Origin of the sequence: Streptomyces sp. NPDC004647 (assembly GCF_040609575.1) — a bacterium.
GTDB lineage: Bacteria > Actinomycetota > Actinomycetes > Streptomycetales > Streptomycetaceae > Streptomyces.
Genome location: NZ_JBEXKU010000002.1, coordinates 68,040 through 89,240, shown reverse-complemented (window position 1 = coordinate 89,240; position 21,201 = coordinate 68,040). Strand labels below are relative to the sequence as shown.

Sequence of the window (21,201 nt, the reverse complement as noted above, 5' to 3'; positions counted from 1 at the left end):
CATCCGGCGGGCGACTGCGGCAACCCGTGCCCACCGCTGTCGAGCAGGCGGCCCGGTGAGCACCGTCGACGAGAGGACCATCATGAGCACCTCGAGCCCTGACGACCGCGCGAACCCGGGTGAGGAGCCCCCGACAGAGGCGGCTGCCACCGGGGGGACCCCGTCCGGCGCGGAGGCTGCGGAAACTCAGGCCGTCCTGGAAGACCTTGCCAACAGTGTGGCCCTGCTGCCGGAGGCGCCGCCGGCCGAAGGCGAGGAGCGTCCCGAGGGCGCGATCGCCCTGCCGGTGATCGAACAGGACGGTAATCGGTACGTCCCCGTCTTCACGACCGAGGACGCACTGCGGGCGGGCGGGGGAGACCCCGAGAACGCGCTCCGCATCCCCGTCGCCGAGCTGGCCGCCAATTGGCCGGCGGACGACCTGTGGCTGGCGGTGAACCCGTCCACGGAGGACGGTCTCGCCCTTCCCGCAGACCTGGTGCGGGCGCTGCCCACCTTCGGCCGGGCGGCCGGCCCAGGTCGGTGAGACGGGAGGCGGCGAAGGCGGGGCCGGCCCCCGGACTCCCATCGTTCGACCCCACCCCGTCCCTCCGTGAGCCGGGCCCCCACGGGCCGTCCCGGCACCGAAGTCGGCCGGCATGCGGAGCCGATACGCCGGCGCGACCACACGCACACCGGCATCGGCTCGGTCGGCAGCGGAACATGCGAATCTGCCTGTCTCCATTCCGTTCCGAAGCAGCGGAAAAGAGCCGAACCCGTTGTACTGGGTCCGGCTCTTTTCCGCCGGCATCGCCGCAGACCAACCATGGAATTCAGGATGTGCCCCTGAGTGGCCTGCAGGCTTCGAACCCGCGCGCCCGGTTCCAGGTCCGGCGGCCCGCCCGGTCCGGAAGCCTTCGGACCGGGCGGGCCGCCGCCGTGCCGGGGGCGGCGGGCGGTCAGGGACGGATGCGCAGTACCTGCGGGTCGTGGTCGCTCGCCTGGTCGGCGAACTCCGCGTTGAGGTGGACGACGTCGTAGTCGGCCCTGCGGATGGCCCGGCTGGTGAGCATGTGGTCCAGGACCTGGGAGTTGCCGTTGAAGACGTAGCCGTACTGCTCGCCGCGCGGGAGCCGGTTCACCAGGTCGGTCAGGGCGCCGCCCGCGGTGAGGGCGTCCAGCGCGGGGGAGAAGCCGAAGTCGTTGAGGTCGCCCGCGACGACGACCTTGGCCTTCCGGTCGAGCGCGAGGAGTGACTTCACCCAGGTGTTGACCGCGGTGGCCTGGGCCAGCCGCTGGGTCTCGGAGGTGCGGGCCGGCGGCTGGAAGCGACCGTCCAGGCCCTGGTCGCCGCCCTTGCTGTTGAAGTGGTTGGCGACGACGAAGACGGGCTCGCCGCGGAAGGTGAACTGGGCTGCCAGCGGCTTGCGGCTGGCCTTCCAGGCCTCGTTCTGCGGGTCGATCCGGCCGGGGTTGGCGGACAGCGTGACCCTGCCCTCGGCCTGCACCGGGGTCACCGGGGTCGTGGAGTCGCCGCCCGCGACGTCCGTGAAGGAGACACGCTCCGGGTTGTAGAGGAAGGCGACCCGGATGTTGCCGCCGGGCTGGCCGCCGTCCTGGTCGTCGACCGGGTCGATCTGACGCCAGGCGTACGAGGGGCCGCCCGCCGCGGCGATCGCGTCGGTGAGCTTCTTCAGGGTCGCGCCGGCCGAGACGACCTTGTCGTTCGTGGGGCCGTTGTCGTCCTGCACCTCCTCCAGCGCGATGATGTCGGGCGAGGCGAGGTTGCCCACGACGGCCCCGGCGAGGCGGTCGAACTTGGCCGCGGAGTCCTTGGGCGAGAGGTTCTCGACGTTGTAGGTGGCCACGGACAGTTCGGACGCCGACTGCTTGCGGGTGCTCTCGCGCCGCAGCCCGTTGTCTTCGAGCGAGCCGAGGGTCGTGGCCTGGAGCTCGTAGCCGCCGAACTGGTCGTAGTCCAGCGGTCCGGACGTGGTGCCGGCGAGGCGGTCGCCGACATTCGCCTGCGGGAACGGCCGCTCGGCGAAGGGGATGAGGGAGGCGACCTTGACGCGGCCGCCGTTCTGGTCGCGGTAGGAGCCGTAGAGCGTGCCGCCGCGCACCGTGCGGTTCTGTCGCGGCTCGGCCGTCACCCAGAGCTCGTTGTGCTCGCTGGTCGCGCCGACCACGCCCGCGTCGGTGACCTGGGTGAGCATCCCTTCCAGCGACTCGTACCGGTCCAGGGCGTAACCGCCCGGGCGCAGCCGCAGCTTCTCGATGCTGCTGCCGTCGGCGCTCGGGCTGTAGCGGTTCGGCACGGTCGAGGGGTTCAGCCGGAAGGCGGCGGGCAGCGGATTGCCGGAGGAGGCGACGGTCCACGTGGGCGCGCTGATCTCGGTGACCGACTGGAGCCCCGCGGCTTCCCCGCCCGGGTAGTACTCGGTGACCGTGCCGGACACCCGTACGGAGTCGCCGACCTTCACTTCGGGGGTCTTCGCGCCGGTGAAGACGAAGACGGCCTCACTCGTCGCACGGTCGCGGTCCGGGTCCGGGTCCTGGACCCAGAAGCCGCGTGCGGAGCCGAAGGCGCGGATCGCGGTGACGGTGCCGAGCACATCGGTCACCTTCTGGCCCGCGAGCGGGGATATCCGGGTGCCGCCCTGTATGTCGTGGATACGGACCTCGGCGGCGGTCGCCGAATCGGGCGCGGCGAGCAGGCCGGCCGCCATCGCGGCGGCGATCAGGGCGCCGACAGCCACCGGTCTGTGAAGGGGAAGAGCGGACATCAAGGTCTCCGGAGTGGTCGAGGAACGGAGCGGACATCGTCTACGCGCGTCAATCTCTTGCGCCGTCAAGGGAGTTGTCAAGGCTCCGCCGGTGTACGGCTCCTGACGGGTACATGAACCGGGTGGCATGGGGCGATATCCGTCTACGCTTGGGCAGCGCCCGACCCGCTGTCCCGAGGAGAGCCCGCTGATGTCCCCAGACCGCTCCACGATGCCGCCGGTGCGGCTGCCGTCCGAGGCCGAGCTGGCCCGGGACGCGCTCGCCGCCCCGCTCTTCGCACGGGCCGTACGGCTCGCCCGCTGGGCGGGGCCGCACGCCCGGGTCGGGGCGGGCGGCGAACTCCTCGACGACGGGCTCCGGGAGGCGGTCCGGCACCTCGGACTGGAGGGGGACGAGGAAGGGCAGGAACAAGCGAGCGAGGCCTGGCGGCTCGCCGTCGACACCGGCCTCGTGGAGATCGAGGAGGACGAGACAGCGGCAACGGCGGGCGATGAGGCGGCGGACGATTCGGAGGACGCCGCTGTCGGGACCGCGACCCCCGGCGAGGAGGCGGCGGCCGTCACCTCCGGCAGCCCGGTGGACGTGCTGGAGATCTGGCTGAGCGGGCTCGAGACCGTGCTCGCCGACGCCGCGGCCCCCGACCTCGCGGACCTGGTCGAGAGCATCGGCGAGAACGGGGAGTTCGACCTCGACGCGCTGGTCTGGAACCCCGAGGAGGAGGCCGACTTCCTCGACAGCGTGCTGGGCAATCTGTATCTGCTGACCGTCCTGGAGGAGGCCTCGGAGCAGCGCGCGATTCCGCTGCCCGCCCTCGCGGCCTCCGTCATCGTCCCCGAGGACATGGACGCGCCGACGGACGAGGTCCTCGAAGAGATCTCCGAGGCGATGATGCGGCTCGACGACCAGTTCCGGATGCTCGGTTCCATCGGTCTCGTCGACTACCAGCCGGTGGACGAGGAGCTGATCGAGGAGTACGAGGGCGAGGGCGAGCGAGAGAGCGGGCGCGGAGCGGAGAGGGACCGGCGGGAGAGCACGACGCCGGTCGACGAGGACGATGTGTCGCGGTACGGCATGGTCCGCCTCACGCCCCTCGGCGTGTACGGCGTACGGGCCCGGATGCTCGAGGCCGGGATCGAGGCCCCGGCGGTCGGCGACCTCGCCGACAAGGGCGCCGACATCCTGTTGGACCGGCTGCCGGGTCATCCGGAGTCCCTCGTTCAGGCCGAGGTCGAACAGTGGCTCGCCCGGCGCGAACCCGCGGACGCGGCCCGCGAACTCCTCGCGGCGGCCCGGGGCAACGACGAGCACGCCCCGATGCGCCGCCTCGCCTGCCAGCAGGCACTGCTGCTGGTCGGCTCCCATGCCGCACCCGCCCTGCGCGACGTACTCGACGACGCCCAACTGGGCGGGCTCGCCCGGGTGGGGCTCGCCGAGCGCGGCGTGACCGATGTGCCGCCGCCGCCGCAGGACATGGTGTTCTGGCTGACGATCGACACGATCGCCGCCCAGCTCGGGCATGTGAACGAAGCGACGGAGCTGCGGGAACTGATCGAAGGGGTGGTCGGGCAGCACAGCGGCTTCTTCGACGCGGCCTGGCGGGTGGACCACCCGGCGACCGCCGATGTCCTGGAGGCGATGGGACAGTTGCATCCGGACAAGAGGCTCGCGAAGGAGGCGCGCAAGGCGGCCTTCAAGGCCCGTTCGAAGCCCGGTTCGGCGAGCTGAACGGTATGGGGCCGGGCGGATGACGTACCGCCGGGCCGGTACCGCGTGGCCGGTACGTCCGTCGGCGAAGCCCAACCGGCATAGCGACAAGCCACCCCGCTTCTGGGAGTGGAGGAGTCACGAGTCGGAGCCGACCGTCGCGCGGCCCGCTCCCGGGGAGTCGGGGCCCCGGCGCATGGTCGTGACGCCGAGTGGCCCGCGTTTCTCCCTTGGGCGATGCAGGTAGGGAAATGCCCACTGCCGGGCGGGGGCGCGGCGGTCAAGGCGAATAGCGGTGAATCATGCCCTTATCGTCGAATGCCAATGGTTGATCTTGTTTGCCATGGTTCTTTACGGTCTCTTCCGAGGGGACGCTGGTACGGACCGGGAACGGGTTCTGTAATCGGTCCCTTGATGTCGTGTCGAGTTCAATTGCTGTTCGACGGAGCGCGGCACCGTGACGTTCAGCAGAGCAGGGAAAAGATCCCGCCATCCAGGAGATGAAAATGCCGCTCACCCGCAGAGACTTCGCGAAGCGCTCCGCCTCCACCGGAGCGGGGGTCGCACTTGTCGGCAGCGTCGGCGTGCTGGCCACGGCTCCGGGTGCGATCGGGTCGGAAACCGGGAGCGACGGCGGCGAGGGAACGGAGCGGAACGGCGGCCCGAGGACGGGCTACGGTCCGCTGGTGGACGACCCGGACGGCATCCTCGCGCTGCCCGAGGGTTTCTCGTACCGGATCATCACCCGCAGCGGTGAGACCAAGCTGGAGTCGGGCGAGTCCACGCCCTCCAACCACGACGGCACGGCCACCTTCGAGGGGCCGCGCGGTGTGACCCTGCTGGTCAACAACCACGAGCTCAAGGGCCCGCGGTCGAAGTGGAAGTACCCGGTCCCGCTCGCCGAGGGTCTTGTCTACGACCCGGCCGCAGCCGGTGGCTGCACCGTGGTCGAGGTCCACAAGCACAGCGACGGGCGCGCGGGCAGCGGGGTCGCCGAGTGGGTCGGCATCGCCGGTACCTCCACCAACTGCGCCGGGGGGAGCACCCCTTGGGGCACCTGGCTGACCTGTGAGGAGAACTCCGACCGGGCCGGCGAGAACGGTATGACCAAGGACCACGGCTATGTCTTCGAGGTCGACCCGTACGACCGCCGGGCCAACCGGGACCCGAAGCCGGTCAAGGCGCTGGGCCGCTACGACCACGAGGCTGTGGTCGTCGACCTCAAGCGGGGCCACCTGTATCTGACCGAGGACGACGCCGATCCGAACGGCCTGTTCTACCGCTGGGTGCCGCCGCACGGTTTCAAGCACGGCCGCGGGCAGCTGCGGAAGCTGGCCGACGACGCCGGTGTGCTCCAGGCGCCGAAGTGCTACGACTCGGGCGGCCGGTTCGTCGACGACCTCTCACGGGCCACCAGGACGGGCACGGTCTACGGGGTGGACTGGGTCGACGTGCCGGACCGGGACGGCACAACGGTGGCGGTGCGCGAGCAGTTCGGCGCCGACGAGGTGACCCGCGCCCGGAAGCTGGAGGGCATGTGGTGGGCCGACGGCGGCGCGTACATCGTGTCCTCGTACGCCCGTGAGGAGAGCCCGGTCGCGCACGACGGCCAGGTGTGGTTCTACGACCCGCGCAGGCGGACCCTCACGCTGAAGGTCCTCCTCGGCGTCAACAAGAACCCCGGGGAGGACGGCGCCTTCGACGGCCCGGACAACATCACCGTCTCCCCGTACGGCGGGCTGATCATCGCCGAGGACGGGGAGGGCATCCAGCACCTCTTCGGGGCCACGGACAGCGGCCGGACCTACCCGATCGCGCGCAACGACCTCAATATCGGCACCGCGGACGAGCCGGTGTTCAGCGAGTTCACCGGGGTCGTCTTCGCGCCGGACGGGCACACGCTCTTCGCCAACATCCAGGATCCGGGGATCATGCTGGCGATCACTGGTCCCTGGCGGCATCAGCGGTGACCACGTAGTAGTCGACGAGACCGGTCTCGTACGCCTGAAGGAAGCGGCGGGGCCAGAGGTCTCTCAGAGGCGTCTGGGCGAGCCAGCGGTCGAAGGCCGCCCAGACGTCCTCGCCGATCGAACGGACCTGGACGCCGGTGAAGCCGGTGTCGGCGAGGGTCGTGGCGAACCGGTCGACGACATGCGGTAGGTCGAGGCCGTCGGCGTAGGTGGGCAGAAGCCCGGGGAGCCGGGCGGCGGCGTCATCGCTCGGAGCGAAGAACGTCGTCATCGCCAGCCGCCCGCCCGGCCGCAGCACGCGGGCCGTCTCGGCCGCGAATCCGGGCAGGTCGGGGAAGTGCTGGGCCGCCTCGACCGAGTACACGCAGTCCGCCGAGCTGTCGGGGAGCGGCATGCTCTGGGCGGCTCCGCGCACATAGCGGAGCCTCGCGGGGTGCTCGGCGAGCAGGGTGGCGTTGGCCTGCCTGGCCCGCTCCAGCTGGTCGGGGTGGAGGTCCAGTCCGCATACCTCGCCGAAGCCGAACTCCCGCAGTGCCAGGGCGGCGCCTACGCCGATGCCGGAGCCCACCTCGACGGCGCCGAGCCCGTCCGTGCGGTCGAACGCGCGCAGGACGAGACGGTAGAGCTCCTGCCCGGTGCGGAGCCGGTCCTCCTCGGTCAGCGGGCGGTCGGACGGGATGCCGTGCCAGTAGCCGAAGTTGATGAACCCGCCCGAGAAGGCGGGCACCGAGCTGAGGTCGAACGCACCGTAGCTCTTGTCGATCTGCTCCGGGACAGGCGGACCGTGTTCACTCACCGGCGGCCCTCGCTTCGCAGGAGTCTCGGGCGGCCGCCGGCCTCACGGCGTCGACCTGCCGTGCGCCGGCCGGGGCCGGCGGCCCGCTCATGGACGTCACAGAGCCTTCCCGCCCGGCTTCACCATGCCACGCACCGTCCGCGAGTCGACGTAGTCGCCAATGGCCGTCATCTCCCATTCGCCGGAGAACTGGCGGACCAGCTTGCACATCAACACGCCTGTCTGCGGCTCGGCGTTGGTCAGGTCGAAGCGCACCAGCTCCTGACCGGAGCCGGCGTCGAGAAGCCGGCAGTATGCCTTGGCCACCTCGGTGAACTTCTGGCCGGAGTAGGAGTTCACGGTGAAGACAAGACCGGTGACGTTCGGCGGGAGGTCGCCCATGTGCACGGTGATCGCCTCGTCGTCGCCACCGCCCTCGCCGGTGAGGTTGTCCCCGGAGTGCTGGATCACGCCGCCCAGGATGGCGAGCTTGCCGAAGTAGCACGCGTCGACCTTCTTGCGGTCCGGGCCGTAGGCGATGACGGACGCGTCGAGGTCGATGTCCTTGCCGCGGTAGGCGGGCTCCCAGCCGAGGCCCATCTTCACGGAGGTCAGCAGCGGGGCGCCGCCCTTGACGAGGGAGACCGTCTGGTTCTTCTGCAGGCTCACCCGGCCCTTGTCGAGGTTGATCTTGCCCGTCCCGGCGGCGGCAGCGGCCGGGGGAGCGGCGGGTGCGGCCGGGGCTGCCGAGGGCTGCGCGGGCGCGGCGGGCGGCACCGGCTGGGCAGCGGCGGCGGGGGCTGCGGCCGGAGCCGGGGGTGCGGCGGGTTCGTCCACGCTCACCCCGAAGTCGCTCGCGATTCCGGCCAGCCCGTTGGCGTAACCCTGCCCCACCGCGCGGGCCTTCCACGCTCCCGCCCTGCGGTAGATCTCCATCACGACGAGCGCGGTCTCGGTGCCGAGCTGCGGCGGGGTGAAGGTGGCGAGCACGCTGCCGTCGTCGGCGCTGCGGACGGTCGCGGTGGGCTCGGTGCCGGCGAAGGTCGTGCCCGGCGCGTCGAGGCTCGCGGTCACCACGATCTTGTCGATGCCCGCGGGGACGGAGCCGGTGTCCACAGTGATCGAGTCCGGCCCGGCGCCGCCGCCCGCCCGGTGGGTCACGCCCCCACCTGACGGCTGGTTGTAGAAGACGAAGTCGTCGTCGGAGCGCACCTTGCCGTCGGGGGTGAGCAGCAGGCCCGATACGTCGAGCTGCACCGGGGCGCTGACATCCACCGCCACACGCGGGACGGAGAGCGCAATGTTCGAGCCAGGGGTCATAGCGGTCATGCTCGGGGTAACGAACGAGGCCGCTTTACGGTTCCATTACCTACGTCCGTCCGTGCGGCGGTCCCGATGCAGTGCGGCCGGACGGTCAGTGCGGCCAGGCGGGCGGGTCGGTGCAGAAGCGGCCGCCCAGACGGTCGTGGTCCGGGTCGGCCGGGTCCGGTTCGCCCTGCTCGGCGATGAGCTTCTCGGCGTACGGCTCCGAGTCGTCCTGCGGCTCGTATCCCAGCGCCGGCGCGCCGGACAGGTCCCACCACAGCCGGGTGTTCGCCGAGCTTCCGTGGACGACCGTGTGCCGTACGTCCTCGGCGGTGAGCGACGCGTGCAGCAGCCGGGCGCAGTCGTCCGGGCTCCACCGGATCGACAGCATGCGGACGGACGTGGGCAGGGGAAATCAGGAGCCGATGCGGATGGCGACGGTCTCCAGGCCGTGCCGGTCCCGGTAGAGCGAGGCGAGGTCCTCGCCGAAGCACTTGGACAGCCCGTAGAAGGTGTCGGGGCGGTGCGGGGTGCCGACCTGGAGCAGGGGGTCGCCCGCGGCCGGCCGCGGGGTGAAGCCCACGGCGTGGTTGCTGGAGGCGAGAACGATCCGGCGCACGCCCTCGGCGCGCGCCGCCTCGTAGAGCTCGTAGAGGTTGTAGGTGCCCTGCATGGGGGAGTGCAGGACCTTGTCGAACGGCGCTTCCAGGGAGATGCCCGCGAGGTGGACGACCGCGTCGACACCACTCATCGCGTCGCGCAGCGCGTCCGTGTCGGCCGGGTCGGCGGTGATCGCTGTGCCGTCGTCGGGTGCGCCCTCGACCGGCACGAGGTCCAGCAGCCGCAGCCGGTAGCCGTATCCGGGGAGCCGCTCCCGCATGAGGGTGCCGAGGCCGCCTGCGGCGCCGGTGAGCAGGACCGTACGGGGAGCGGGCATCGGCGGGTCTCCTCGGGGAGCGGGTGGCGGACGGCGGGCGGTGGGGCGGCAGGCGGCCTCGGCAGGACGTGGAGCGGACGGCGGTAGGCCTCATCCGTGGGTATGGTTCATATGCATGGACAAGCCAAGGAGTTGCGGCGCCCGCCTCCTCCGCGATCCGGGCGTAGCGGACGGCGAGCTCCCCGGCTGAGCGGACTCGAGGTCGGCGAGGTCCGCTCCCCGCTCACCGAACCGAGCCCGGCCCACATCAAGGAACTGGCCGAGCTGATCGAGCGCGGCAGGGCGCTGCTGTCCGGACCGTCCGGCAACTGACCTTGCGGGGAGACCACATGCGAGTCTCCGTGTTCCTCTACCCCTGGGACGTCGTCGGCGACCGTCCCGCACGGAATACCGGTACAGCGCCACGACTTGATCCGTATGACCACCGTGGACCGACAGGGAGCGCAGATGCTCGACGAGATCACCCCCCACCCAGCAATCGGCGGGCAGGCGGTGCACGGCACCGTCGCCGACGGATTCGAGCCCGTGCGCGAGGCGTTCGCGGCCGTCCTGGCCGCCGACTCCGGTCATGCCGCCCAGGTCGCCGCCTACGTCCACGGCCGGCCGGTGGTGGATCTGTGGGGCGGCCCCGGGATGGCCGAGGACTCGCTGATCGGGGTCTTCTCCTCGGGCAAGGGCGCGGCCCATCTCGCGGTCGCGCTGCTCGTCCAGGACGGCACGCTCGACCTGGACAAGGAAGTACGCCACTACTGGCCGGAGTTCGCGGCGGAGGGCAAGGACACGCTCACGCTTCGGCAGCTGATCTCCCATCAGGCGGGGCTGATCGGCACCGACCCCGGGTTCGGCTCCGATGAGATCCTCCACGACCGGAGCGTCGCGGCGCGGCTGGCAGGCCAACGCCCCTACTGGCGGCCGGGGTCCGCGCACGGCTACCACGCGTTCACCGTCGCCGCTCTCACCGGAGAGGTGGTGTTCCGCTCCACCGGCCGCACACTTCACGAGTTCTACGCCGCCGAGATCCGCGACGCGCGCCGCATCGACCTCTTCCTGGGACTGCCGGAGAAGCACGAGCCGCGGGTCCTCGACGTACTGCCCGCGCAGCTCACCGCCGAGCAGCAGCGGCAGGCCGCCGAGATGTGGACCGCGCCGGACAGCATCCCCGGCGTCGCCTTCAACCGGAACGGCGACCCTCTGCCGCTGGAGGCGCTCCCCAACTCCCGGGCGGCACGGGCCGCGGGACCCGCGTCCGTCGGAGGCGTCGCGTCCGCCCGCGGCCTCGCCAGGCTCTATGCGGCGGCGATCAGCACGCTGGACGGACTGCCGCCGCTGCTGACGCCGGACACCGCGGCCGCGGTCGCGCAGATCCAGTCGGTCGGGCACGATCTCGTGCTGCGTGAGCACAGCGAATTCGGACTGGGCTTCCGCACGATGGGCGATAAGCACCCCTATCTGGGCGCCGGCGCCTTCGGGCACGGCGGCGCGGGCGGTTCCCTCGCCTTCGCCGACCCGCGGACCGGTCTCGGCTTCGGCTACATCCGGCAGCGGTTCCCGTTCCCGGGCGGCGCGGGCCCGGAAGCCTTGGCCCTGGCGGCGGCAGTACGCACCTGCGCCATCGACGGGGCCGCCGCCCAGCTGTCCTGACCCAGCCGTTCGCCCAGGACCCGGCAGAGGACCCGCAGGCAGGTCTCCTGGGGTCTACGTCAGGCCCCTCAGACCCCTCGGGAGCTCGGGACGCCGTGTCCGCCGGTCCGCCGCCGCGGCCCGCTCACGGCGCAGCGCGACCCCGGTGACGACCGCGCCCAGCCCCTCCCACAGCCCCACGCCGAGGAAGGGGCCGGGCGCGGTGCCGGCCATGACCAGCAGGGTGAAAACGGTGCAGGTGAGCAGCCGGAAAGGCGCCGCCGGGGCCGGAACCGCCGGGTCAGAGCCGTCGCGTGGCGAGGGTCAGCCGGTCCCGGGCGTCGAACAGGGCGTCCTTGATCATCTGTTCGTGGCCGGGGGTGAGCCGGGCCACCGGCACCGAGCAGCTGATCGCGTCCCTCGCCGGCGTGCGGTACGGGATCGCGACACCGAAGCAGCGCAGGCCCAGCGTGTTCTCCTCGCGGTCCACGGCATAGCCCTGCTCGCGCACGAGATGCAGTTCGTCAATGAGCTTCTCGCGGTCGGTGATGGTGTGCTCGGTCAGCGAACTCAGCGTCTCGGGCAGCATCTTGCGCACCTGCTCGTCGGAGTAGCTGGCGAGCAGCGCCTTGCCCAGCGACGTGGAGTGCGCGGGCAGCCTGCGGCCGACGCGGGTGAACGGGCGCAGATAGTGCTGGGACTGCCGGGTCGCGAGATAGACGACGTTGGTGCCGTCCAGCCGGGCGAGGTGGATGGTCTCCGTGGTGTCGTCCGAGAGCCGGTCCAGGGTGGGCCGGGCGGCGGCCACGACCTCGTCGCCGTCGATGTACGAGGTGCCGACGAGCAGCGCCCGGACCCCGATGCCGTAGCGCGTGCCGGTGGCGTCCGTCTCGACCCAGCCCAGTTCCACCAGTGTGCGCAGCAGCATGTAGAGGCTGGACTTGGGGTAGCCGACGGCCTCCTGGACGGCCGCGAGGCTGTGCATTCCGGGCCGCCCGGCGAAGAATTCGAGCAGTTCCACGGTGCGCACCGCGGACTTGACCTGGGCTCCGGCCTCTCCCGCCCCCCGGCCGGTGGCGCCCCCACTCGCAGCCGACATCGCCCTTGACCCCTTCCTCCGACCGGAAATAGAGTCCCGGAAGAATTCACCATCAGGGACAGAATTCAGCATATCGAACGGCGTCCCGTGTGCGGCAAGCAGGAGGATTCAACGGTGGCAGCACCAGTCTGGAGCGTCGACCCCCGAACCGGGAAGCAGCGGGAGCAGGTTGCCACCGAGGCCACGGCCGAGGAGGTCGACCGAGCGGTGCGCGACGCGCACGCCGTACGCGGAGCGCTCGCCGACCGGACCGTGCGCGCGGCCTTCCTCCGCACCGCGGCCGACCTGCTCGACGAGGCCGGTGAGCACGTCATCGAGGCCGCCGACGCCGAGACCGCGCTCGGGCCCGGCCGCCTCACCGGCGAGCTGGCCCGCACGACTTACCAGCTGCGCTCCTTCGCCGACACCGTGGACGAGGGCGCCTTCCTCGACATCCTCATCGACCACCCCGACCCGGACGCGGGCCCCGTGCCCCGCCCCGACCTGCGCCGCTACAAGGTGCCGCTCGGCGTCGTGGCCGTCTACTCCGCCAGCAACTTCCCGCTGGCGTTCTCCGTCCCCGGCGGCGATACGGCCAGCGCGCTCGCCGCCGGCTGCCCGGTCGTCGTCAAGGCGCACCCCGACCACCCCGCCACCTCGGAACTGTGCGCCTGCCTGCTGCGCCGTGCCGCCGCGCGGCACGGCCTGCCCGAGGCGGTCGTCGGCCTGGTGCACGGCTTCGACGCGGGCCTCGAGCTGGTGCGGCACCCGCTGGTCGCGGCGGCCGGATTCACCGGTTCCGTACGCGGCGGCCGTGCGCTGTTCGACGCCGCGGCGGCCCGCCCGGCGCCCATTCCCTTCCACGGCGAGCTGGGCAGCCTCAACCCCGTCGTGGTCACCGAGGCCGCGGCGAGCGAGCGCGCGGAGCGGATCGGCACGGGGCTCGCCGGGTCGGTCACCCTCGGTGTCGGCCAGTTCTGCGTCAAGCCCGGCCTGGTGCTCGCCCCGACGGGGGAGGCGGGGGACAGGCTGCTGAAGTCCCTCACCGAGGCCGTCAGCGACACGGCGGAGGGCGTGCTGCTCGACCCCCGGATGCGGGAGGCCTTTGTGGCGGGGGTGCGGGCCAGAGCGGCGCTCACGGGCGTGCAGAGCCCGGTCACCCCCGGCGAGAGCGGCGAGACCGCGGTCAGCGCGGGCTTCCTCACCGTCCCGGCCGCGCGGCTCGCGGACGGTGAGGACCACGACCTGCTGCTGGAGGAGTGCTTCGGGCCAGTCACGGTCGTCGCGCGGTACGCGGACGAGGCCGAGGTCTCCGCGGTGCTCGGCCGGCTGCCGGGCAACCTCACCGCCACCGTCCACCTCGGCGCGCAGGAGGCCGCGCAGAGCGAGGGCCCCGCGGCCAGGCTGCTGGCCGAGCTCATCCCGCTGGCCGGGCGGGTGCTGGTCAACGGCTGGCCCACCGGCGTCGCCGTGGCCCCCGCCCAGCACCACGGCGGCCCCTATCCAGCGACCACCTCGGCCTCCACCTCGGTGGGCGGGACCGCGATCGAGCGCTGGCTGCGCCCGGTGGTCTTCCAGAGCACCCCCGAGGCGCTGCTGCCGCCCGAGCTGCGCGAGGACAACCCCCTCCGGCTCCCGCGCCGCGTCGACGGCCGCCGGGAGAACTGACCGGCGCCGCTCCGGGACTCCGCGCGGCGGGCCCGGCCCCCGGAGGCCGTTCCCGTACGCAACGCCGCCGCGGCGGCTCGTACGCTCCCGCAGGGGTCGTGCCGGTCCGGCGCCCGGAGCCGCGCTCAGTCGGCGCCGAAGCCCGGCTCGCGCACGCGGGACCGTACGCCTGGATCCGTATGCCTGTCCCCCATGTTCCCCCGAGAGGGAACAGGCGAATGAGTGACAATAGGTGCATGCCGGACAGAACCTCAGAGGCCTCCGCAACCGGACCGGTGGACCGGGCATATGCCGAGATCAGGGCACGTCTGATGGACGGCAGCTACGACTCGGAGGAGCTGCTGCACGAGGACGTGGTGGCAGCGGAGCTGGGCCTCCCGGACGCCGCCGTCCAAGAGGCCTTCACCCGCCTCCAGAAGGAGGGTGCCCTGCGCCTCTACCCCACGCGCGGCGCGATGATCCTGCCCGTCAAACTCCAGGAGGCCCGCGACATCATGGAGGCCCGGCTCCTCCTGGAGATCTTCGCCCTGGACTCCGTCGCGGCCCGCGGCCGTCCGGACCTGCGCGAGCTGGGCATAGGACTCCTCGACGGGCTCCACGAGGTCAGCACACCCGAAGACGCGATGAAGCTCGGCAGGGTGTTCCACACCCGCCTGGTGAGCGCGGCCGGCAATCCGGTGGTGGCCGACATGCACGCCTCCCTGTGGGACCGGACCTGGCATGTGGCCGCCGCCTCCACCATCGGTCCCGGCAACCCGGAGAACGACGTCGCCGAGCACACCGCCATCGCCGAGGCCATGGCCCACGGGCGGAGCGGCGACGCCCGCGAACTCCTGCACCGGCATGTCTCCTCGACCCTGCGCCGCATAGGCGTCGGCGAGGAATTCGCGCTCCCGCGCCCCGCCGAGAACTGAGAGATCCCCAGGTCGGCGGCGTGTATGAGCAACTCGCCGACGCCGGAGCCGGGAGAAACACGATGGACGTGATGATCGCCGGGTCCCATAGTGGGGAGACATGGAGAAGAGCCTCGCAGGCGCCGAGTTCGCGCCGCAGACGACGTATCTCAACACCGCATCCAGCGGCCTGTTCCCCGCACGGTCCGTGACCGCCCTGCGCACCGCCGTGGAGGACGCCGCCGCGGGGAAGACGTACGAGGGCTTCGAGTCCGTTGAGCTCTCCCGGGCCTGCTACGCCCGGCTGGCCGGGGTGCCCGTCAGGCGGGTCGCGGCCGGCGCCTCGGTCGCCGTGTACGCCGGGCTGATCGCGGCCTCACTGCCTTCCGGCTCCGAAGTCCTCGTCGCGGAGAACGACTTCAGCTCCCTCGTCAATCCCTTCGTCGTCCGCGGCGACCTCACCGTGCGCAGCGCACCCCTCGAACGCCTGGCCGACGAGGTGCGCCCCGGCACCTCCCTGGTCGCCGTCAGCGCCGCCCAGTCGGCCGACGGCCGGATCGCCGACCTCCAGGCCGTCCGGGCCGCCGCCCGCGCCCACGAGGCCCGTACGCTCATCGACGCCTCCCAGTCCGCCGGCTGGCTGCCGCTGAGCGCGGACGACTTCGACTTCACCGTGGCCGTCGGTTTCAAGTGGCTGATGTGCCCCCGCGGCGTCACCTTCCTCACCGTCCCCGAGGACCTCGGCTCGCTGACGCCGCTGTTCGCCGGATGGGTGGCGGGGGAGGAACCCTGGGACAGCTGCTACGGCCCCGTCCGGCAACTGGCGGACTCCGCCCGGCGCTTCGACGAAAGCCCCAGCCTCTTCTCCTACGTAGCGGCCCGGCACTCCCTCGCGCTCGTCGAGGAGCTCGGCACCGAGTCGATCCACGCCCATGACACCGCGCTCGCCGACCGCTTCCGCGACGGCCTGGCAGGCCTGGGGTACGAGCCGTTGGGCGCCCCGGGCTCGCCCATCGTCGCGGTGCCCGGCCTCGGCCACGCCGCCGGCCGCCTCGCCGAGGCCGAGGTCCATGTCTCGGACCGCGCCGGCAACCTCCGCGCGGCCTTCCACCTCTACAACACCGCCGCTGACGTGGACCGGTTGCTCGGTGAGCTGTCCGGACTCCACGAACGGGCCTGAGCTCGTACGACGCACTGCGCCACTGTGCGCCCCTGTCGCAGCGGACGCCGCTGCGACAGGGGCGGCATAACGAGAGCCCCGCCCGGCAACGCACCGAGCCGGGCGGGGCTCTCGTGTCCTACGTGACTGCTACGACCTCACCACGACCTCACCGTACGGGGGTGAAGTCCCGTGCCCCGATGAACTCGGGACGCCGGATCGGTGCCGCGAACGGCTCCACCGCTTCGTTCTCCACGCTGTTGAAGACGATGAAGACGTTGCTGCGCGGGAAGGGCGTGATGTTGTCACCCGAACCGTGCATGCAGTTGCAGTCGAACCAGGTCGCCGAACCCGCGGCGCCGGTGAACAGCTTGATCCCGTGCCGGCTCGCGAAGTCCGTCAGCGCCTCGTCCGACGGAGTCCCCGCGTCCTGCATCTGCAGCGACTTCTTGTAGTTGTCCTTCGGCGTTGCCCCCGCGCAGCCGAGGAACGTACGGTGCGAACCCGGCATGATCATCAAGCCGCCGTTGGTGTCGTAGTTCTCGGTCAGCGCGATCGAGACGGACACCGTCCGCATGTTCGGCAGGCCGTCCTCGGCGTGCCAGGTCTCGAAGTCGGAGTGCCAGTAGAACCCGGAGGCACCGAAACCGGGCTTGACGTTGATCCGGCTCTGGTGGACGTACACGTCCGAACCGAGGATCTGCCGGGCACGGCCCACCACCCGCGGGTCTCGCACGAGCTCCGCGAACAGCTCGCTGATCCGGTGCACCTCGAACACGGAACGGACGTCCTGCGTCGTCGACTCGATGATCGAGCGCTCGTCCGCCCTGACCTCCGGGTCGATGATCAGCCGGTCGAGCTCCGCACGGTACTTCACCACCTCATCCGGGGTGATCAGCTGGTCGACCGTCAGAAAGCCGTCGCGGTCCAGGCCGCGCAGCTCCGACGGCTGGATCGGGCCCGGAGCTCCGGGCTCGGACCAGATAACCGGGTCCAGGCGCGGAGTGGCCACCTCGGTGGCGCCGCGCGTCGGGTAGAGATCGGCCGTTCGCTCGGGTGCGGTGGTCATGGTGCTGCTCCTTCTCCTCTCGTACGTCCCTGCTCTTTCTCGAACCCCCGTTGGGAGCTCAGCTCTCGGCGGGCTCGGTGAGCAGCGGGTACACGCCGTTCTCGTCGTGGTCCTCCCGGCCGGTGACCGGCGGGTTGAAGACACAGACGCAACGGAAGTCCGTTTTCGGGCGCATCGTGTGACGCTCGTGACCGTCCAGGAGGTACATGGTCCCGGGTTCGATCCAGTGCGTCTCGCCGGTCTCGTCGTTGGTCAGCTCGGCCTCGCCCTCCACACACAGCACGGCCTCGATGTGGTTGGCGTACCACATCGACGTCTCCGTACCCGCGTAGAGCGTCGTCTCGTGAAGCGAGAAGCCCACCCGCTCCTTCGCGAGGAGGATGCGCTTGCTGCGCCAGGTGCCGCTCTTGGCGGTCACGTCGCGGTCAGTGCCTTCGATGTCCTGAAACGATCGGACGATCACGGTGATCGGGTGCCTTTCTTCTCTACGGTCGGCGGTGCGGAGGGGGCGGTCAACCCGTTGAACAGGGTTGACCGCCCCATCCGTCAGACTGTCTCGCGCACCGCCCGGGCGAGGGTGCGCAGACCCTCGTCCAGCTCTTCGGGGGAGACGGTCAGCGGCGGCAGCAGCTTGACCACCTCGCTCTGCGGCCCGGAGGTCTCGATGAGCAGCCCCAGCTCGAAGGCGCGAGCGGCCACGGCCGACGCACGGGACTTCTCGGTGAACTCCAGGCCCCAGACCAGGCCACGGCCCCGGTACTCGCCGCCGAGCCGCGGGTGCTCCTCGACGATCGCGCTCAGCGCCTGCTCGACCTGCTCGCCGCGGGCGATGGTCTGCTTCTCCATCTGACCGTCGGACCAGTAGGTGTCCAGCGCGGCGGCCGAGGTGACGAAGGCCGGGTTGTTGCCGCGGAAGGTTCCGTTGTGCTCGCCGGGCTCCCAGATGTCCAGCTCCGGCTTGAACAGGGTGAGCGACATCGGCATGCCGTATCCGCTGATGGACTTCGACAGGGTCACGATGTCCGGCGTGATGCCCGCCTCCTCGAAGGAGAAGAAGGCGCCGGTACGGCCGCAGCCCATCTGGATGTCGTCGACGATCAGCAGCATGTCGCGGCGCTCGCACAGGTCGGCCAGGGCGCGCAGCCACTCCGGGCGGGCGACGTTGATGCCGCCCTCGCCCTGGATCGTCTCGACGATCACGGCGGCCGGCTGGTTGAGGCCGCCGCCCTGGTCCTCGAGCAGCCGCTCGAACCACAGGAAGTCCGGGACGCGGCCGTCGAAGTAGTTGTCGAACGGCATCGGGGTGCCATGCACCAGGGGGATGCCGGCGCCGGCCCGCTTCATCGAGTTGCCGGTCACGGCGAGCGCGCCCAGCGACATGCCGTGGAAGGCGTTGGTGAAGCTGACGATCGACTCGCGGCCCTTGACCTTACGGGCCAGCTTGAGGGCTGCCTCGACGGCGTTGGTGCCCGTCGGGCCGGGGAACATGACCTTGTACGGCAGGTCACGCGGCCGCAGGATGACGTTCTGGAAGGCCTCCAGGAACGCCCGTTTAGCGGTGGTGCCCATGTCGAGGCCGTGGGTGACGCCGTCACGCTCGATGTAGTCGATCAGCGCACGTTTGAGTACCGGGTTGTTGTGCCCGTAGTTCAGCGCACCGGCGCCGGCGAAGAAGTCGAGGTACGTGTGGCCGTCCTCGTCGTACATGTAGCTGCCCTGTGCACGGTCGAACACAGCAGGCCAGCTGCGGCAGTAGCTGCGCACCTCCGACTCCAGAGTCTCGAAGACGCTCAGTGCGGGCGGGGTGATGGTCACAGCATGCTCCAGGGAGATGAGTGCGTGGGGAAGGGAAAGTCTTGGGGGACGGGCCGGTCTGTCAGGGCCGGGCCGCCGAGCCGGCCAGGGGGCCGATCCGGTACAGCACCTCGGGCTCGTGCCCGTCGTCGGGGAACAGCCCGCCGTCGAAGAGCACCTCGCGCTCCACGGCGGCTTCGTGCCGCTCCGCGTACGAGCTGAACAGTCGGTTCGACGGGGTGTTGTCGGGGGTGACCGTGGTCTCGATGCGGTCGGCGCCCAGCTCTTCGGTGACACGGGCGGTCAGTCCGTCGAGGAGCGCGGCGGCCAGGCCCTTGCCGCGCTGCGCGTGGTCCACGGCGACCTGCCAGACGACCAGGGTCTGCGGGCGCCCGGGGCGGATGTAGCCGGTGATGAAACCGACTGGCTCGCCGTCCCGGTCACGCGCCACCACGGATGTGGCGGCGAAGTCGCGACACCACAGGAGGTAGCTGTACGAGGAGTTGAGGTCGAGCACCTTCGAGTCGCGGGCGATACGCCAGATCGCGGCTCCGTCCTCGACCCTTGGGGAGTCGAGAACGAGCCCCTCCGGCATTTCGAGGAATTCCGAGTGGGCGCCTGCAAGGTCTGCTTGAGCGGCGGTCATGCGAATTAAATTTACCGAGGGCAAATCGAAAACGCATCTCGGGCAGGGGTTACGCAAGAGGGGGGTCATGTGTTATCGCGCGGGGACGCGCGGGCACGCGGCCAGTAGTCGAAATGACCGTGTTTGCCCGGTTGTAACCGGGCAAACCGGACTGGGTGTGGAGTCCGTCACATGTGCGTAACGACCTCGAGATCTGTCCGAATTGCATCGCTGGACGCACCCAAAAGTGTGGTGTTTGGGTTCCTCGAACCGGGGAAGAAGCACAAGGGAAGCTACACATTCAGTGAATTGGGAATTCGCCAGCAAAGGATATCTTGATTCGCTGTTCCGGCAAATCCTGGGACGTATGTTCGGGGTGGCAGGGGCCTGATACCTCCGGTGCGCACGGGCTCGTACAGTCGTGCCATGAGCGAGAGTGCTGTGCTGCATATCAAGGGGCGGGTACTGGTCGGCCCGGATGACGTCAGGGACGAGCTGTGGGTCGTGGACGGCAGGATCTCATTCGCGCGCCCGTCCGGCATCCGGGACGTCGCCACGGTGTCCGGCTGGGCACTGCCGGGGCTGGTCGACGCGCACTGCCACGTGGGGCTCGACGCCCACGGGCCGGTCGACGAGTCGACGAGCGAGAAGCAGGCGCTGACCGACCGGGACGCGGGCGCCCTGCTGATCCGGGACGCCGGCTCGCCCTCCGACACCCGCTGGATCGACGAGCGCGAGGATCTGCCACGGATCATCCGCGCGGGCCGTCACATCGCCCGTACGCAGCGTTACATCCGCAACTTCGCGCACGAGATCGAGCCCGAGGACCTGGTCGCGTATGTGGCGCAGGAGGCCCGGAGGGGCGACGGCTGGGTCAAGCTCGTCGGCGACTGGATCGACCGCGGTACGGGCGACCTGAGCGCCTGCTGGCCGCGTGGCGCGGTGGAGGCGGCCATCGCGGAGGCGCACCGGCTGGGAGCCCGGGTCACCGCCCACTGCTTCGCGGAGGAGTCCCTCACCGATCTGGTGGAGGCGGGCATCGACTGCATCGAGCACGCCACCGGGCTGACGGAGGAGACCATCCCGCTGTTCGCGGAGCGGGGCGTCGCCATCGTCCCGACCCTGGTCAACATCGCGACCTTCCCGCGGCTCGCGGTCGGTGGAGAGGCCAGATACCCCCGGTGGGCGGACCATATGCGCAGGCTCCACGCCCGTCGCTACGACACGGTGCGCGCCGCGTACGACGCGGGGATCCCGGTGTACGTGGGCACGGACGCGGGGGGCTCGCTCGCGCACGGGCTGGTCGGCGCCGAGGTCGCCGAGCTCGTCAAGGCCGGGATCCCGGCCGTCGCGGCGCTCTCGGCCACCGCCTGGGGAGCGCGGGAGTGGCTGGGACGGCCGGGACTGACCGAGGGGGCACCGGCGGACCTGGTGGTCTACGAGTCCGATCCGCGGGCGGACGTCAGGGTGCTGACCGCTCCGCGGCTAGTGGTCCTGCGCGGACGGGTCATCGGCTGAGGGGCTTCAGGGGCTTCAGGGGACTCAGGGGGGCTGAGGGGGCCTTGAGTGGCCTCAGGGGCTCTGGGGGCTCAGGGGACTCAGGGGTCCCGCTCAGGGGATGCTGAGGCTTCGAGGCGGCATGAGGGAGCTCAGTGGAGCTGAGGCGGCTGAGGGGCTGTGGACGGGGCCGGCGGGGCCGGTTGTGGGCCCGCCGGCCCCGTCCGTTCGGGGCTCGCTGTCCTCGCTGTGCGGTGCGCGGCGGATCCGGGTCACCACGATGAGCCCCGTTGACCGAGCGTTACGCGCACGGGGCGCGTGTCGTTGGAAGTGGCTGTGTC

At 71.0% G+C, this 21,201-nt stretch carries 16 protein-coding genes and 3 pseudogenes; 9 read left to right on the top strand and 10 right to left on the bottom strand.

Translation table 11 applies throughout. The annotated features are described in order from the left end of the window. Positions 1-82 precede the first annotated feature (82 nt). Positions 83-526: an SseB family protein gene (locus ABZW18_RS01255; protein WP_356180318.1), complete on the top strand. Its 444-nt coding sequence runs from the start codon at positions 83-85 to the stop codon at positions 524-526. A gap of 412 nt (positions 527-938) precedes the next feature. On the opposite strand, the gene ABZW18_RS01250 is transcribed toward ABZW18_RS01255, so the two are convergent. After that, the gene (locus ABZW18_RS01250) at positions 939-2,765 is read right to left on the bottom strand and encodes an endonuclease/exonuclease/phosphatase family protein (RefSeq protein WP_356180315.1); all 1,827 of its coding nucleotides are present in this window, start codon (positions 2,763-2,765) and stop codon (positions 939-941) included. Between the two features lie 190 nt (positions 2,766-2,955). Here ABZW18_RS01250 and ABZW18_RS01245 point away from each other — a divergent pair, with 190 nt between their 5' ends. Further along, positions 2,956-4,491 carry a hypothetical protein gene (locus ABZW18_RS01245; protein ID WP_356180313.1) on the top strand — a complete coding sequence of 512 codons (1,536 nt, stop codon included), beginning with the start codon at positions 2,956-2,958 and terminating at the stop codon, positions 4,489-4,491. 485 nt (positions 4,492-4,976) lie between these two features. Continuing rightward, positions 4,977-6,440, top strand: coding sequence for an alkaline phosphatase PhoX (locus tag ABZW18_RS01240; protein WP_356180311.1), 1,464 nt, complete (start codon positions 4,977-4,979; stop codon positions 6,438-6,440). On the opposite strand, the gene ABZW18_RS01235 is transcribed toward ABZW18_RS01240, so the two are convergent. The 3 genes and pseudogenes from ABZW18_RS01235 to ABZW18_RS01225 form a co-directional block, all read right to left on the bottom strand. Continuing rightward, positions 6,412-7,236 carry a class I SAM-dependent methyltransferase gene (locus ABZW18_RS01235; RefSeq protein WP_356180308.1) on the bottom strand — a complete coding sequence of 275 codons (825 nt, stop codon included), beginning with the start codon at positions 7,234-7,236 and terminating at the stop codon, positions 6,412-6,414. The two genes, ABZW18_RS01240 and ABZW18_RS01235, sit on opposite strands and share 29 nt — an antisense overlap. Positions 7,237-7,332: 96 nt before the next feature. After that, positions 7,333-8,544, bottom strand: a complete 1,212-nt coding sequence (locus ABZW18_RS01230) for a TerD family protein (RefSeq protein WP_356180306.1) — start codon at positions 8,542-8,544, stop codon at positions 7,333-7,335. Positions 8,545-8,629: 85 nt separating this feature from the next. After that, a pseudogene (locus ABZW18_RS01225) lies at positions 8,630-9,457 on the bottom strand (NAD(P)-dependent oxidoreductase). 183 nt (positions 9,458-9,640) lie between these two features. On the opposite strand from ABZW18_RS01225, the pseudogene ABZW18_RS01220 reads away from it, so the two are divergent. Next, positions 9,641-9,769: pseudogene (locus tag ABZW18_RS01220) on the top strand (5-dehydro-4-deoxyglucarate dehydratase); the annotation flags it as partial. Between the two features lie 135 nt (positions 9,770-9,904). Further along, positions 9,905-11,098, top strand: a complete 1,194-nt coding sequence (locus ABZW18_RS01215; protein WP_356180600.1) for a serine hydrolase domain-containing protein — start codon at positions 9,905-9,907, stop codon at positions 11,096-11,098. Between the two features lie 54 nt (positions 11,099-11,152). Here ABZW18_RS01215 and ABZW18_RS01210 read toward each other — a convergent pair. After that, positions 11,153-11,353 (bottom strand): annotated as a pseudogene (locus ABZW18_RS01210) (hypothetical protein); the annotation flags it as partial. 25 nt (positions 11,354-11,378) lie between these two features. After that, a complete protein-coding gene (locus tag ABZW18_RS01205) occupies positions 11,379-12,176 on the bottom strand; it encodes an IclR family transcriptional regulator (protein ID WP_356180303.1) in 798 nt (265 codons plus the stop codon). Positions 12,177-12,290: 114 nt separating this feature from the next. On the opposite strand from ABZW18_RS01205, the gene ABZW18_RS01200 reads away from it, so the two are divergent. The 3 genes from ABZW18_RS01200 to ABZW18_RS01190 all read left to right on the top strand — a co-directional run bounded on the left by ABZW18_RS01200 (position 12,291) and on the right by ABZW18_RS01190 (position 15,896). Then, positions 12,291-13,823 (top strand): aldehyde dehydrogenase (NADP(+)), encoded by a 1,533-nt coding sequence (locus ABZW18_RS01200; protein WP_356180301.1) that lies wholly within the window; start codon positions 12,291-12,293, stop codon positions 13,821-13,823. 236 nt (positions 13,824-14,059) lie between these two features. Beyond that, positions 14,060-14,737, top strand: coding sequence for a GntR family transcriptional regulator (locus ABZW18_RS01195; RefSeq protein WP_356180298.1), 678 nt, complete (start codon positions 14,060-14,062; stop codon positions 14,735-14,737). Between the two features lie 100 nt (positions 14,738-14,837). Further along, positions 14,838-15,896, top strand: coding sequence for an aminotransferase class V-fold PLP-dependent enzyme (locus ABZW18_RS01190; RefSeq protein WP_356180296.1), 1,059 nt, complete (start codon positions 14,838-14,840; stop codon positions 15,894-15,896). Positions 15,897-16,044: 148 nt separating this feature from the next. Here the strand turns inward: ABZW18_RS01190 and thpD are convergent, their stop codons facing one another. The 4 genes from thpD to ectA form a co-directional block, all read right to left on the bottom strand. Next, complete coding sequence (gene thpD / locus ABZW18_RS01185; RefSeq protein WP_356180293.1) at positions 16,045-16,944, bottom strand: ectoine hydroxylase; 900 nt, start codon at positions 16,942-16,944, stop codon at positions 16,045-16,047. Positions 16,945-17,002: 58 nt separating this feature from the next. Further along, positions 17,003-17,407, bottom strand: a complete 405-nt coding sequence (locus tag ABZW18_RS01180; RefSeq protein WP_356180291.1) for an ectoine synthase — start codon at positions 17,405-17,407, stop codon at positions 17,003-17,005. An 83-nt stretch (positions 17,408-17,490) separates the two neighbouring features. Continuing rightward, positions 17,491-18,759 (bottom strand): diaminobutyrate--2-oxoglutarate transaminase, encoded by a 1,269-nt coding sequence (ectB, locus tag ABZW18_RS01175; RefSeq protein ID WP_356180289.1) that lies wholly within the window; start codon positions 18,757-18,759, stop codon positions 17,491-17,493. 61 nt (positions 18,760-18,820) lie between these two features. Then, positions 18,821-19,384 carry a diaminobutyrate acetyltransferase gene (ectA, locus tag ABZW18_RS01170; protein WP_356180286.1) on the bottom strand — a complete coding sequence of 188 codons (564 nt, stop codon included), beginning with the start codon at positions 19,382-19,384 and terminating at the stop codon, positions 18,821-18,823. A gap of 405 nt (positions 19,385-19,789) precedes the next feature. Here ectA and ABZW18_RS01165 point away from each other — a divergent pair, with 405 nt between their 5' ends. Next, positions 19,790-20,881: an amidohydrolase family protein gene (locus tag ABZW18_RS01165; RefSeq protein ID WP_356180284.1), complete on the top strand. Its 1,092-nt coding sequence runs from the start codon at positions 19,790-19,792 to the stop codon at positions 20,879-20,881. Positions 20,882-21,201 lie beyond the last annotated feature (320 nt).